Origin of the sequence: Kitasatospora sp. NPDC056327 (assembly GCF_042261735.1) — a bacterium.
Classification (GTDB): domain Bacteria; phylum Actinomycetota; class Actinomycetes; order Streptomycetales; family Streptomycetaceae; genus Kitasatospora.
The window spans coordinates 1-14,662 of record NZ_JBHJRC010000210.1 but is presented as its reverse complement, the minus strand read 5'-3'; the positions used below and the strand labels follow the sequence as shown (position 1 = coordinate 14,662).

Genomic DNA, 14,662 nt, shown 5'->3' with positions numbered 1-14,662 from the left:
CGCCGCCGACCCCTGGTACGGGGCCGGCGGCGCGGGCGTTCACTGCCGGTTCAGGACCGGCCGGGACGGGGAGTGCTCACTCCCACTCGATGGTGCCCGGCGGCTTGCTGGTGCAGTCCAGCACCACCCGGTTGACGTCGCGGACCTCGTTGGTGATCCGGGTCGAGATGCGCGCCAGCACGTCGTACGGCAGGCGCGACCAGTCGGCGGTCATGGCGTCCTCGGAGGACACCGGGCGCAGCACGATCGGGTGACCGTAGGTGCGGCCGTCGCCCTGGACGCCGACGCTGCGGACGTCCGCGAGCAGGACCACCGGGCACTGCCAGATCTCCCGGTCCAGACCGGCCGCGGTCAGCTCCTCGCGGGCGATCGCGTCGGCCTCGCGCAGCAGGTCCAGGCGCTCCTCGGTGACCTCGCCGACGATCCGGATGCCCAGGCCCGGGCCCGGGAACGGCTGGCGCTGGACGATCTCCTCCGGCAGGCCGAGCTCCTGGCCGACCATCCGGACCTCGTCCTTGAACAGCTTGCGCAGCGGCTCGACCAGCGCGAACTGCAGGTCCTCGGGCAGGCCGCCGACGTTGTGGTGGGACTTGATGTTGGCGGTGCCGGTGCCGCCGCCGGACTCCACCACGTCCGGGTACAGGGTGCCCTGGACGAGGAAGTCGACCGACTCGCCGTGCTCGCCGGCCTCGGCGACGATCTCCGCCTGCGCCTGCTCGAAGACCCGGATGAACTCCCGGCCGATGATCTTGCGCTTCTCCTCCGGGTCGCTGACGCCCTTGAGCGCGTCGAGGAAGCGCTGCTTCGCGTCGACGACCTTCAGCTGCACGCCGGTGGCGGCCACGAAGTCCTTCTCGACCTGCTCGGTCTCGCCCTTGCGCATCAGGCCGTGGTCGACGTAGACGCAGGTCAGCCGGTCGCCGATGGCCTTGTTGACCAGGGCGGCGGCGACCGCCGAGTCCACGCCGCCGGACAGGCCGCAGATGGCGCGCTTGGTGCCGACCTGGGCACGGATCAGCGCGACCTGCTCCTCGACCACGTTGCCGGTGGTCCAGGTGGGGGCGAGACCGGCACCGCGGTAGAGGAAGTGCTCCAGGATCTGCTGGCCGTGGTCGGAGTGCAGCACCTCGGGGTGGTACTGGACGCCGTAGAGGCGGGCCTCGTCGTTCTCGAAGGCCGCGACCGGCACCACGTCGGTGGAGGCGGTGACGGTGAAGCCCTCGGGGGCCGCGGAGCAGGCGTCGCCGTGCGACATCCACACCGAGTGCTGGGCCGGAACGCCCTCGAACAGGGTCGAGCCGGTGCGCGAGACGGTCAGCGGGGTACGGCCGTACTCCCGGGCGCCGGTGTTGTCGACGGTGCCGCCGAGCGTCTTGGCCATCAGCTGGAAGCCGTAGCACATGCCGAAGACCGGCACGCCGGCCTCGAAGATCGCGCGGTCGAGCTGCGGCGCGCCCTCCTCGTAGACCGACGAGGGACCGCCGGAGAGGATGATCGCCTTCGGGTTCCTGGCGAGCATCTCGGCGACCGGCGTGCTGCTCGGCACGATCTCGCTGTAGACCCGGGCCTCACGCACCCGACGGGCGATGAGCTGGGCGTACTGGGCACCGAAGTCGACCACCAGGACGGTGTCGGTCTCAGGTACGGACTGGACGGGAGTAGCAGAGGACACGGACGGCCTTCCGGCAGCGTTACGAAAGGTGCCGCGCGCGGCACGCCCCATGGAGGGTGCGCGGCGGGCGACGGGCGGGGGTCTGCCACCGAGTCTACCGGCCTGGCCGGTTTCACTCGTCTGCCCGCCCCGGCGGCCGTGACCGCCGCGGTGGCCGCTTCGTTGCTCCGGGCGGACCGTACGACCGCACCGCGTCCGCCAGACGCGTCGCCTCCGCCCCGGCCAGGGCGCAGCCGTACGGCACTGCAGGACCACGCGTGGAGCTCACCCCAGTCCACCGGCGCGCGTGGCGCCGCCGCACCCCCGGCCCCGGCCGGGGAGCGGCGCGCCGTGGGACCGTGCGCGGGTGCTGCGGCCGGCCAGCAGGGGACAGCGAACCCGGCCGCGACTGGACCAAGGAGGTGGGGCGGCCGGCCGCCGGGGACGCCCGGGGCCGGCCGCCGCACCCGGGTGCGATCCCGGCGCACCCCGCCCGCCGTCCCCGCGCCGCTACGCGCGTCTTCGTGCGCTCCTCGGCGGCATCACTACGCACCGTGATCATGCGGGCCGCCCTTCCCCGGGCCCGCGCGGTCCGGAGCGGAACCCCGGCCTTCGGGCCGGCCGGCGGCCCGGCCGAAAACCGCCTGTACCGAATCATGCCGAATCGGTTGCAGACCATGCCCTCCGTCCAGCACGATGCTGAGTGGAAGAGGTTCTCCCGGTGGCCGAAGGGCCACCAGTGGAGTGCGTCCCGGTGCCGCCGAGACCCACGGCGACACGGCTTGCCACCTCACGCTCCGTGAGCGATGGTCCGACGGCGTCCTGTGCGCCGGACCGCCGCCACGACCTGTGCGCCCGCGCGCCCGGCCCATCCCCGCCGGAGCCGCGGCGACGCACCCTCCCATGACCAACCGTCCGGACGGCGCTACTCCCCCGGCGCCGTCATCCAGCACCGGCGCAGCCCTGACGCCGCGTGCTGAACGACAAAGGGCCCCGTTCCCCCGCGGGGCCCTTTGCCCTGTCCGGGCCCGGCGCGCCCACCGGTACCGGAGGCCGCGCCGGCCGGACTGCTACGGCCTCCGGCTCCAGACCCCCGGGTCCTCCGGTCCGTCGTCGCCCGGCCGCCACCCGGTGCCCCGGCGCCCGTCGCCGGACCCGATCACCTCCACGGCCGCGGTGCCCGGCCCGGACGGCGGCATCCCGGCCGCCACCGGCCCGGCGAAGGGCCCGTCGTCCGTCGGCTCCTGCGCCGGGACCTCCGCCACCGGCGGCTCCCGGCGGTCGCGGGCCGCCAGCAGCGGCGGCAGCGCCAGCGCACCGGCCGCCGCCCAGAGCGCGTTGGCCGCCAGCAGCGTCCACGGCACCAGGGAGACCTCGGTCTCGTACCCGATGTCCCGGTTCTCGCCGAGGTAGCGGACGACGGACGTCGCGGAGATCAGCAGCCCGGAGACGGTCATCAGCAGACTCAGCACGACCGTGTGCACCACCGCGAGCCGGATCCGGTCCGCGAGGTCCAGCCGCCGCCGGTACGCCGTCCAGCCGAGCACCGCGACGCAGACCAGCGCGAGCAGCCCGGTCCAGCGCCAGTCGCCGCTCGCCCCGTCCAGGTCGAAGAAGGAGTACTCGTCGACGTCGCGCGGGTTCCCGAGCCAGTCCGAGGCACGGGCGGCGGGGCGCTCGGTGCGGATCCGGAAGGTCGCCCCGGAGCCCAGGCCGAGCAGCATCAGGCCGACGTTGGGCAGGAAGGCCGTCGCGGCGCCGGTCAGCTCGCCGCCGAGTTGCTCCTCCCCGCTGCGGAACGCGACCAGCACCAGGGCGACCACCGCCGACAGTCCGGCCGAGACCGCCAGCGCGCGGCCGGCCGCCAGCCCGGCGACCGCCCAGCCGCGCACCGCCCGGTTGCGCCAGGCCGCCCAGCGCAGGGCGTCCGTCCCGTGCACGGCGAACGCGAGCAGCCCGGCGAGCAGCGCCGTCCACCCCGCCGCCTGGAGCCAGCCGGCCGAGGACTCGTAGGCGACCCGGCCGAACCCCCGGGGGGCGTCAGGGTCGCCCAGGCCGAAGCCGCCGCGGCCCGGGTGCCAGGCGGCGCCGCCGGCCAGACCGAGCAGCAGGGTGACGGCCGCCGCGGCCACGGCGACGCGCACCGCCTCGCCGGCCGCCTGCCGACGGGTCTGCTGCTCGCCGGTGCGCTCCTGCCGGCGGCGCGCCCCGATCCTCAGACCGGCCCAGAGCGCGAGCAGCCACAGCACGGTGATGGTCATCGGCACCGCGCGGACGAGCGTCCCTCCGCCACCGCCCAGTACGGCGCCCGCACCGGTGCCCCCGCCGTCGACGTCCAGGTGGAACGGCGCGCCGAGGGCGCCCAGAACGATCACCAGCGCGGTGCCGAAGCGCGTGCCGTAGGAGGGCGGGTCGGCGACGACGGTGTACGGGAAGAAGGTCTCCGGGGACGCGACGACCAGCGCGGCCAGCAGCAGCACGGCGGTGGGCGCGAGGACCACGCGCAGCGCCGGGCGCCAGTCCGCGCCGGCCACCCGGACGAACACCGCGGAGCGGCCGGTGGCCGGGTCGTAGGGCCGGCCCGCGCCCCAGCTCCCGGTGGTCCCCGGCCCGGACACCGCCCCGGCGGGCGGTGCGGACGGCGGCGGGGGCGGCGGGACCGGCGGCACGGACGGAGGCGGTGGCGGGTACGGCGGCACCGCGGAAGGCGGCGACAGCGGCCGCCCGCAGGACGCGCAGCCGAGCGCCCCCTCCGCCGACGCCGCGCCGCAGGATGCGCAGATGGCCATGGACCGCGTCCCCCCGTCCGAACGAACGAGCCCCTGGATCCCCCCGGGGCGCCCCTTTTCTTTCACCGGGCACGGACGGCTGTCAACCGGTCACACGCCACCGGGGCGCGCCCGGGCGTCCGCGACCCGCCGGGCGGGCGCGCGCCGGGGCGCGGAGACGGCTACTCCCGTTTCCCGGGCACCTCGGGCACCGCCAGCAACGGCAGCCGCAGCGCGCCGAACGCGCCGTCGGGCACCGCGGGGGCGACCGGCACGACCGGCGCGACCCGGCGGTAGTCCCCGCCGGGTGCGGGCCGGGTGTCCGGCTCGCCCTTGTTGGGCCACATCGACATGGCCCGCTCGGCCTGCGCCGTGATGGTCAGCGAGGGGTTGACGCCGAGGTTGGCGGAGACCGCGGCACCGTCCACCACGCTGATCCCGGGGTGCCCGTGGAGCCGGTGGTAGGGGTCGACGACGCCCGTCTGCGCGGAGTCGCCGATCGGGCAGCCACCCAGGAAGTGCGCGGTCATCGGGATGTCGAAGATCTCGCCGACGCTGCTGCCGGGGAAGCCGTTGATCTCGTCGGCGAGCGCCTGCGCGCCGCGCTCGGCGGCCGGGATCCAGGTCGGGTTGGGCGTGCCGTGGCCCTGGCCGGAGGTCAGCGTGCCCTTGCCGAGGCCCTTCTGCTTCAGCGAGACGGTGATCGAGTTGTCCAGGGACTGCATCACCAGGCCGATGATCGTCCTCTCCGACCAGCGGTGCTGGTTCATCGAGCGGGCGAAGGTCACCGGGTGCTTCACCGAGTTGCCGAGGTAGCGCAGCCAGCGCGGCACCCGGCCGCCGCCGCGCACCTGGGCGATCGACAGCGCGCCCATCGCGTTGGACCCCTTGCCGTACCGCACGGGCTCGATGTGGGTGTTCCCGTCCGGGTGGATCGAGGAGGTGATCGCCACGCCCCGGGTGAAGTCCGCGCGGGCCCCGTACCTCCGGTCGGTGGTCTGCGCGCCCACCAGCGCCTCGGAGTTGGTCCGGGTCAGCTCGCCGAGCCGGGCGGAGATCCGGGGCAGGTGCCCGGCCGCCCGCATCCGGTGCAGCAGGGTCTGGGTGCCGTAGGTGCCGGCCGCGACGACCACCCGGGCGGCGGTGATCGTGCGCGCCCCGGCCCGGACCGGGTCGGTGGTGGACCGGGCGTCGGTGCGCCGGACGTCCACCGCGAAGCCCTCGCCGCGTTCGCGGATCCGGGCCACCGTGGTGAGCGGGTGGATCTCGGCCCCGCCCCGCTCGGCGAGGTACAGGTAGTTCTCGGTGAGCATGTTCTTGGCGCCGTGCCGGCAGCCGGTCATGCACTCGCCGCACTCGACGCACGCCCGGCGGGACGGTCCGGCGCCGCCGAAGTACGGGTCGGCCACCTCCTCGCCGGGCGCCGCCCGCACCGTGCCGCCGGCGTCCCCGCCGTCGCCGAAGAAGACCCCGACCGGCGCCATGTGGAAGGTGTCGCCGACGCCCATCCGCTCGGCGGCGGCCCTCAGGTGGACGTCGGAGGGGGTGACGGTCGGGTTGAGCCGCACCCCGAGCATCCGCCGGGCCTGGTCGTAGAACGGGGCCAGCTCCTCCTCCCAGTCGGTGATGTGGCTCCACTGCCGGTCCTCGAAGAACGCCTTCGGCGGCACGTAGAGGGTGTTGGCGTAGTTCAGCGAGCCGCCGCCGACCCCGGCGCCGGCCAGGATCATCACGTTGGCCAGCAGGTGGATGCGCTGGATGCCGTAGAGGCCGAGCTTCGGCGCCCACAGGTAGGCGGCCACGTCCCAGGAGCTCCGGGGCAGTTCGTCGCGGTCGAAGCGGCGCCCGGCCTCCAGGACGGCCACCCGGTACCCCTTCTCGGTCAGCCGCAGCGCCGAGACCGCACCGCCGAAGCCGGAGCCGACCACGACCACGTCGTAGTCGGGCTCCCGGCCGTCCGCCGGATCCACCATCTGCCACCGCTCCTTCGGAAGTCCTGCGGATTGTCGTGCGGAAGGGCGCGCGGACCGGACGGCCACCGGCCGCCGCCGGGTCCGGCTACCGGACGCGCAGGGCCTTCAGCATCCGCAGCCCGGCGGTCATCATCGCCGCGTACTGCCGGTCGTCCTGGCCGAGCGCCGGCGCGAGCGGCAGCAGCCACTGGCTCGCGATGGTCTGCGCCTCGGTGAACCGCAGGATGCCCTCCGCGCCGTGCCGCCGGCCGAGCCCGGACTCGCCCATGCCGCCCATCGGCGAACCGGCCGAGCCGTAGGCCGCGCCGTACGCCTCGTTGACGTTCACCGTGCCGGTGCGCAGCCGGGCCGCGATCGCCCGCCCGCGCCGCGCGTCCCTGGTCCAGACGCTGGAGTTGAGGCCGTACGGGGTGGAGTTGGCGGCGGCCACCGCCTCCTCCTCGGTGTCGAAGCGGTAGACCGAGACCACCGGGCCGAAGGTCTCCTCGCCGCAGACCGCCATGTCCGGGGTGACGCCGTCCAGGATGGTCGGCTCGTGGAAGAACGGGCCGAGGTCGGGCCGGGCCCGGCCGCCGGCGACCACGGTGGCCCCGGCCTTCACCGCCTCCTCGACGTGCCGGGTGGTGGTCCCCAGCTGCCGGGCGGAGACCAACGAGCCCATGTCGGCCCCGTAGGCGAGGCCCCCGCCGAGCCGCAGCGCGCGGGTGCGGGCGGCGAACTTCGCGAGGAACTCGTCGGCCACCGAGCGGTGCACCAGCAGCCGCTCGATCGAGATGCAGAGCTGGCCGGCCGAGGAGAAGCAGGCCCGGACGGCACCCTCGGCGGCCCGGTCGAGGTCGGCGTCGGCCAGCACCAGCATGGCGTTCTTGCCGCCGAGTTCGAGCGAGGCGCCGACCAGCCGCTCGGCGGCGCGCCGGGCGACCTCGCGGCCGGTCCGGGTGGAGCCGGTGAACGAGACGTAGTCGGCGTGCTCGACCACAGCCGGGCCGATCACCGGGCCGTCGCCGATCACGATCTGCCACAGGTCGGCCGGCAGTCCGGCCTCGATCATCAGCTCACGGGCCCAGAGCGCGGTCAGCGCGGTCTGCGTGTCCGGCTTGTTGACCACCGCGTTGCCCGCCACGAAGGCCGGCAGGGCGTCGCCGACCGACAGCTCCAGCGGGTAGTTCCAGGGCGAGATGTGGCCGATCACGCCCTTGGGGCGGCGGGCCTCGATCGCCCGGGTGAACACCGGCACCGCGCCGAGGTGGTGCCGGTCGCGCAGGTAGGCGTGGGCGGCGCGGCCGTAGTGGCGGGCCGCGATGGCGACGGCGAGGACCTCCTCGAAGGCGTGCAGCCGGGCCTTGCCGGTCTCCGCCTGGACGAGGTCGAGCACCTCGTCCTGCCGCTTGACCAGCAGGTCGTGGAAGCGCAGCAGGACGGCGGCGCGGCGGCGGACCGGCAGGGCGGCCCAGGCCGGCTGGGCGCGCCGGGCCAGCTCGAAGGCGACCTCGACGTCCGCGGGGGTGGACCGCGGCAGGCCGGCCAGCCGTTCGCCGGTCAGCGGGGCGACGGTCTCCACCACGCTGGGCTCGCCGGCCGCGGTGACCCCGGCGGCGAGGCGGGTCACCAGCGAGGCGGGCACGGCCGAGGCGACGGTGCGCCCGCCGCCGGGCGCGGCGGGGTTGCGGCCCGGTGAGCCGGCGCCGGCGGGGTCGTCGGCCGTGGCAGCTGCTGTGAGGTCCGTCATAGGGCGCAGCCTAGGCGCTCGGCGCCCACTTCGGTACCCGTCGGTAACCACAAAACGGGCAGCCGGCCGGGGCCCGCCGGATCAGCGGGTCGGGGTGAAGCAGTTCACCGGGTCGGGGTGAAGTAGTGCAGCACCGCGTTGAAACGCTGCTCGGCCTCGTTCCACTCGTTCCCGCGCTCCGGGCTGGAGGAGTAGATCGCGTAGCTGGTGCCGTCCTGGTCGATGAACTCGGCCTCGATCGCCCGGCGCCGGCCGCCCTCCTTCGCCGAGTAGCTGAACTCCCAGACCGCCGCCTCGTGGCCGTTCACCGCGATGCCGGCCAGCTTGTGCTGCTTGTACTCCTTCAGCGACTTGGAGACGGTGCCCTCCAGCTGCCGCATGTGCTCCAGCGGCTTGACCGACTGGCCCACCGTCACCGCGAACTGCAGGTAGTGCACCTTGCCGTCGGGGCTGTAGTAGATCTGGTTGTCCGGCGTGCTGGTGCGCTGCCAGACGGGGGTGGTCGCGGGCAGCGGGAAGCGGAAACCCGCCGGGTCGTCCACCCAGCGGTAGCCGCTGGGCGCGGGCGTGCCGCCGTCGGCGGGCACCGGCGGCCCGCTCTCCGGTGCGGCGTCGTGCCGGGTCAGCAGGAAGGTCGCCGCGACGGCCACCGCCGCGACCAGGGCCACCACGAGCAGCTGCAGCGCGGCCCTGCGCCTGGCCTGCCGGCGCGAGGGCGGATCGGTGTGCGGCACCGGCGTGACCGGCCCGGCGGGCGCCCCCTCGGCCGCCCCGTGCGCCGGGTCGGCCCCGGCGCGGTCCTCACCGGTGGCGGGCTCCGCGGCCTCCGCCGAGGGCGTGACCGGCACCGTGGGACGCGGCACCGTGACGGCCTCCGACGCCCCGGCCGACGGCCCGCCCGCGCCGTTCGCCTCGCCCGCCCGGTCCACCACCGGCACCGCCTGGGTCGGCGTCCGCACCGGCGTGACCGGCTTGAACCCGACGGTGTGCCCGGCCTCGACCTCGGCCAGCATCCGGGCCGCCTCGTCCGCGCTCGGCCGGTCCGCCGGGTCCTTGGCCATCAGTGCCGCCAGCACCGGCCCCAGCGGCCCGGCCCGGCGCGGCTCCGGCAGCGGATCGCCGACCACCGCGGCCAGCGTGGTCAGCGGCGAGGTGCGGCGGAACGGCGAGTCGCCCTCCACCGCCGCGTACAGCGTCGCCCCGAGGCCCCACAGGTCGGAGGCCGGTCCCGGCCGCTCGCCCTGGGCGCGCTCCGGCGCCAGGTAGTCCGGCGACCCGACCAGGTCGCCCGGCCGGGTCAGCTCGGCCGAGCCCTCGTAGGTCGCGATGCCGAAGTCCAGCAGCACCGCCCGGCCGGTCCCGTGCTCCAGCAGCACGTTGGCGGGCTTCACGTCCCGGTGCAGCACGCCCAGCTGGTGGCCCCGGTGCAGCGCGGCCAGCACCTGGCCGCCCACCTCGGCGGCGGCCCGCGGCGGCAGCGTGCCGTCCTGGCTGATCACGTCGGCCAGCGAACGGCCGTCGACCAGCTCCATGACGATCCACGGCCGGCCGTCCTGCTCCAGCACGTCGTGCACGGTGATCACGCCGGGGTGCTTGATCCGGGCGGCCGCGGCGGCCTCCCGCTTCATCCGGGCGTGCAGGATCTCCAGGTCCTCCTCGGGGAGGTGGCTGACGGTCAGCTCCTTGACCGCGACCTCGCGGTCCAGCATCCGGTCCCGGGCCCGCCACACGGTGCCCATCCCGCCCCGGCCGAGCCGGTCGCCCAACTCGTAGCGGCCGGCCAGCAACCGCTCCGCCTCGGCCGACTCCGGCCCGTCCTGCGCGCCCATCCGCGACCGCTCCCCCTCATCCACCTGCCGTCACCGCGACGGAGGGCCCGGCGCAGACCACTCGGTGCAGACCACTGAATCGAACAAATCCCACGGACACATTAGGCGCCCCGGGTGAACCCCGGTAATCTCCCCCACCCGCCACAGCCGCGACCGTGCTCCCACCAGCCCCGTCAGCCCGCGAACAGGACCACCGCGGCCACCCCGAGCACCAGCAGCACGAACACCCCGCCGACCAGCAGCGGGCCCAGCAGCGCCGGCGGAATCCGCGGCGGCCGGTCCGGACCGGCCGGCTCCTCCCGCTCCGTCACCGGGCGCCCGGCGCGGACCGCCCCGCCCCGGCGGCGCGCGGCCCGCCCCTTCGGCCGCGGCTCCGGCAGCCGCACCACCCGCTCGCCCTCGACCGGCTCCGGCGCGCCCGCCAGCAGCTCCGCCAGCTCCAGCCGGAGCTCGGCCGCCGTCGGCCGCAGCGCCGGGTCGGGCTGCACCAGCCGCTCCACCAGCGGCCCCAGCGGACCGCACGCCTCCGAGGGCACCCGGCGGCCCTCCCGCACCGCCGTCACCAGCTCGGGCACCCCGCCCTCCGGGTACGGCGCCCGGCCGGTCGCCATCCGGTGCAGCAGCACCCCGAGCGCCCAGCAGTCACCGGCCGGGCCGCCGTCCAACGGCCAGCGCTCGGACACCGGACCGACCAGCTCGGCCCGCACCTCGTAGCGGCGCCGGCCGCCCGGACCGCCCAGCTCCTCGGCCAGCACCTCCTCGGCCACCCCGGGCAGCAAGCCGCCCAGCAGCGCCGCGCCGTCCTCGCAGACCAGCACCGAACCGGCCGTCACGTTCCCGTGCGCCAGGCCCGCTTCGTGCAGCACCCGCAGCGCCCCCGCGAGGTCCGCCGCGATCTCCGCCGCCCGGTACGGCGGCAGCGGGCCGTCCGCCAGCACCGCGGCCAGCGGGCGCCCGGCCGGCCGCTCCTCGACGGTCCAGAGCAGCTCGCCCTCGACGAACGCCCCGGCCCCCTGCAGCAGCCGGGAGTGCCGCGGCGCCGAGGCACCGACCGCCGCCACCCGGCGCACCAGCCGCTCCCCGGGCACCGGCCCGCCGCTCTCGGGATCAGGGTCCCCGGCCGCCGAGGCGGGCAGCTCCCACCCGCGAAGCCGCACGGCGTCACCGCTGCGCTCGTCCACCGCGTGCGCGCTCAGCGCCTCCGGACGGTCCGTCAACCGGTAACGCCCCGCCAGCACCTGCCCCGGGCCCGCTCGCATGCGTGTTCCTCTCCGCTCACCGCCAAGCCTAGGGCTTCTCCCCCGCCCTCAGGGCCCGCCCGCGGGAGGCACCGCCCGAGTCCCCCGGATTACCCTCGGTCCATGGACTGGACCGATCTGATCGACGCGGCCTTCGACGTGGCCGGCAACAGCAACAGCGACCACCGGGCCGCGGCCCTGCGCACCGTCGAGGCGAACGTCGCGCCGGACGAGAAGCCGGTGGCCTCCACCGCCGGCCGCCACCCCGACCACTTCCGCAAGGGCGTCCTGGTGCTGACGACCCACCGGCTGCTCTTCCTCAAGGACGGCAAGCCCCCGGTCCCGGTTCCGCTCTCCGCCGTCACCGACGCGACCGTCACCCGGACCCGGATCAACGGCGAGGTGCTGCTGGTGGTTGCGCTCACCGGCTCGCACCGCTACGAGGACGTGGCCAAGGCCGAGGTCTTCGCCGAGCAGCTGCGCGCCGCCGCCCGGCTGGCCCGCGAGGCCTCGCAGGGGGCTCTGCGGGCGCCCTCCCCGGCCGCCGTCGCCGCCCCCGCCGCCGGCGCCGACCTGCTGGACCAGCTGGAGCGGCTGGCCGCGCTGCACACCGCCGGGGCGCTCACCGCCGAGGAGTTCACCCGGGCGAAGCAGCGCCTCATCGGCTGACGCGGTACCGCTCAGCCCGCCGGCTGGAAGGTGTCGAAGGCGGTCTGGCGGGCCTGCGCGTTCTGCGGGGCCGACCAGTCCGCGTCCGGCGTCGTCCAGTAGATCGCGTAGCCGTACTTGGCCGGCGAGCCGGTGACGAAGCCCCGGTTCAGCGAGTGCGACCGCGGACTGCCGTTGGTCCACTCCCAGTCGGCCGCGTTGGCCCACTCCCGGTAGGCGACGGACTGCAGCTGCACCCGCTGGTAGTTGCTCACCTGGCCGCGCAGGCCCGGCTCGGAGGCCTGCCAGTCGGCCAGCGCGCTCGCCCCCGGCGAGGTCGTCCACTCGATCCGCAGGGTGCTGCCGTTGCCCTTGAAGGTACGGCGGGCCGGCTCCGAGCCCGACGGCTGGAGCCAGTCGGGCAGGACGACCGAGAAGCCGCTCGGGTCCCGGTACTCGTGGTACCCGGCCGGCACCACGGGCCCGGTCGCCGTCGGAGTGGGCGTCGGCGTCGGGGTCGGCGTCGCGGTGGCAGTGGGCGTCGGGGTGGGCGTCGGCTCGGGGGCGGGCTCGGGCGCGGGCCCGGCCGCCGGGCCCTCCGAGGGGCCCGAGGTCTCCGAGGCCGTCACCGGCCCCGCGCCGTCCGGACCGGTGTCCGAGCTCACCACCACCGGGGACGTGCCGCCCGCGCCCTCCGCGGAACCGCCGTCCCCCGAGCCGCCCAGGGCCTGGAGCAGCGCGACCACACCCGCGATCAGCAGCAGCACCACCACGGCCGTCGCCACCGCCAGCCGCCGCCGGCCGGTGCGCGGGTCCGCCCCGGCGGCCTGGGTCGCGCCCAGCGTCCACTCGCTGGTCACCGGGCGGGCCGCCTCGGTCTCCGGCTCCTCCGGCTCGCCCTCGGAGCCGGTGGCCGGAGCCGCCGACCCGCCGACCGGCGTCTCCCCGCTCCCGGCGTCCCCGGCCCGGCTGCCCGCCCGGACAGTCCCGAGCAGCCCGGCGACCGGAGGCTTGCCCTTGGGGGCAGCGACCGGCACGTCCTGCTCGGTGGTCGACTCCGCCCGCGCGACCGCCTCCGCCACCACCCGCTTGAGCATCGACCGGGTCTGCGGGGCGGTCAGCCGCTCCGCCGGGTCCTTGGCCAGCAGCCCCTCGATCACCGGCAGCAACGGCCCGGCGTTGGCCGGCGGGGCCAGCTCCTCGGTCATCACGGCCGTCAGCGTGGCCAGCGCCGAGCCCCGGTCGTACGGCGGCCGGCCCTCCACCAGGGCGTACAGCGTGCCGCCCAGCGACCACAGGTCGGCCGGCGGACCGGGCTTCTGCCCCTGGGCCCGCTCCGGGGAGATGTACGAGGGCGCGCCGACCAGCATGCCGGTGGAGGTCACCGAGCTGTCGCCCTCCACGCTGGCGATGCCGAAGTCGGTCAGCACCACCCGGCCGTCGTGGCCGATCAGCACGTTGGAGGGCTTGACGTCCCGGTGCAGGATCCCGAGCGCGTGCGCGGCGCTCAGCACGCCGAGCACGTCCAGCGCGATCTCCGCCGCCCGGGCCGGCGCCAGCGGGCCGTCCTCCCGGACCACGTCCGCCAGCGAGCGGGACTCGACCAGCTCCATGACGATCCACGGCCGGTCGTCCTCCTCGACCACGTCGAAGACGGTGACCGCCGAGTTGTGCCTGATCCGGGCCGTCGCCTTGGCCTCGCGCAGCGTGCGGACGATCAGCCGGTGCTTCTCGTCCTCGTCCACGCTGGCGTTCATCCGCAGTTCCTTGACCGCGACCGTCCGGCCCAGCATCTCGTCCTCGGCGCGCCAGACGGTGCCCATGCCGCCGCGCCCGAGCACCGCGTCCAGCCGGTAGCGGCCGGCCAGGAGGCGGCCGGTGGAACCCTGCGCCTGGGTCATTCGGAACGTTCCCCCATGTGCTGCTGGCGGTCGTGATGACGGCGCGTCGGACCGGCGTCGGGCCCGAACGCCCAAGCCTCCATCATCCCCTGTCACGCGGGGCCCCGACCACCCGGCCCCCGGCCACCCTGGCACGCACCCCGGTGCGGGCGGCGCTCCGTGCCCGATCTGTGATCGAAAACTCTGTCGACCCCGCTCCGGGCACTGCTACCGTTCGGCAGCTCACCGTCTTTCCGGGGGGAACACGACGTTCATGACCGCATCCGCACCGGACGCCGAGGGCCGGCCGGGCCGGCCGCCCGCGGCCACGCACTTCTCGGTCGCACCGGAACCGGAGACCCCCGAGGGGTACGTCGCCCCCGGGATGCCCGGCGCCCCGGTGGCCGGTTACCACCCCGCCGGCCCGGTCACCGGCACCGCCGCCCCGGCGGCCGGCGGCCGCAGGGGCCTCCGCGGACGGCTGCGCCGGCGGACCGCGGCGGCCGTGGGGCTCGCCGTCCTCGCGGCCCTGGCCGGCGCCGCGGCGTTCGGCCTCGCCCCGTTCCGCGCGCAGAGCACCATGGGCTGGCTGGCCATCGCCCCGGCCGCCGCCGTGGCCTGGCCGCTCGGCCGGCTCGGCGGTCCGGGCCGGCTGTTACCCCCGCTCGGCGCCCTCCTGGCGGGCGGCGCGCTGCTGCTCGGCCAGCTGCTCAACCAGACCCGCCGGCTGCACGCGCTGGCCGGCACCGGGTACGGCGAACTGCTCCGCGACGCCCTCCCCCTCTGGCGCGCCGACCGCCGGCTGCTCGACCTCGTCTTCTACGGCATCGCCCTGACCGGCGGCTTCCTCCTCACCCGCCGCGCCGCCACCCGCCAGTGACGCCCCGCCGGGCCCGCCCCGCGACGGCACCGGGCCCCCGTCGCGCGGCGCGACGGGGGCCCGGTG

9 protein-coding genes are annotated in these 14,662 nt (G+C 76.1%); 2 read left to right on the top strand and 7 right to left on the bottom strand.

Translation table 11 applies throughout. From position 1 onward, the window contains the following. Positions 1–76: 76 nt before the first annotated feature. The 6 genes from guaA to ACFCX4_RS25810 all read right to left on the bottom strand — a co-directional run bounded on the left by guaA (position 77) and on the right by ACFCX4_RS25810 (position 11,209). Entirely contained in the window at positions 77–1,672 is a 1,596-nt protein-coding gene (gene guaA / locus ACFCX4_RS25835; RefSeq protein ID WP_376146836.1) for a glutamine-hydrolyzing GMP synthase, read from the bottom strand. Between the two features lie 1,049 nt (positions 1,673–2,721). Then, complete coding sequence (locus tag ACFCX4_RS25830) at positions 2,722–4,440, bottom strand: hypothetical protein (RefSeq protein ID WP_376146833.1); 1,719 nt, start codon at positions 4,438–4,440, stop codon at positions 2,722–2,724. Positions 4,441–4,601: 161 nt separating this feature from the next. Beyond that, positions 4,602–6,392, bottom strand: coding sequence for a GMC oxidoreductase (locus ACFCX4_RS25825; protein ID WP_376146831.1), 1,791 nt, complete (start codon positions 6,390–6,392; stop codon positions 4,602–4,604). Between the two features lie 85 nt (positions 6,393–6,477). Further along, the gene (locus ACFCX4_RS25820) at positions 6,478–8,121 is read right to left on the bottom strand and encodes a succinic semialdehyde dehydrogenase (RefSeq protein WP_376146828.1); all 1,644 of its coding nucleotides are present in this window, start codon (positions 8,119–8,121) and stop codon (positions 6,478–6,480) included. 104 nt (positions 8,122–8,225) lie between these two features. Then, entirely contained in the window at positions 8,226–9,950 is a 1,725-nt protein-coding gene (locus ACFCX4_RS25815) for a protein kinase (RefSeq protein ID WP_376146825.1), read from the bottom strand. A gap of 173 nt (positions 9,951–10,123) precedes the next feature. Continuing rightward, a complete protein-coding gene (locus ACFCX4_RS25810) occupies positions 10,124–11,209 on the bottom strand; it encodes a hypothetical protein (protein ID WP_376146822.1) in 1,086 nt (361 codons plus the stop codon). A gap of 102 nt (positions 11,210–11,311) precedes the next feature. Here ACFCX4_RS25810 and ACFCX4_RS25805 point away from each other — a divergent pair, with 102 nt between their 5' ends. Next, positions 11,312–11,857 carry an SHOCT domain-containing protein gene (locus ACFCX4_RS25805; protein WP_376146820.1) on the top strand — a complete coding sequence of 182 codons (546 nt, stop codon included), beginning with the start codon at positions 11,312–11,314 and terminating at the stop codon, positions 11,855–11,857. Between the two features lie 11 nt (positions 11,858–11,868). Here ACFCX4_RS25805 and ACFCX4_RS25800 read toward each other — a convergent pair whose 3' ends face one another. Beyond that, positions 11,869–13,737, bottom strand: a complete 1,869-nt coding sequence (locus tag ACFCX4_RS25800; RefSeq protein ID WP_376146817.1) for a serine/threonine-protein kinase — start codon at positions 13,735–13,737, stop codon at positions 11,869–11,871. A 253-nt stretch (positions 13,738–13,990) separates the two neighbouring features. Between ACFCX4_RS25800 and ACFCX4_RS25795 the strand changes: the two genes are divergently transcribed. After that, a complete protein-coding gene (locus ACFCX4_RS25795) occupies positions 13,991–14,596 on the top strand; it encodes a hypothetical protein (protein WP_376146815.1) in 606 nt (201 codons plus the stop codon). The last annotated feature ends 66 nt before the right edge of the window (positions 14,597–14,662 follow it).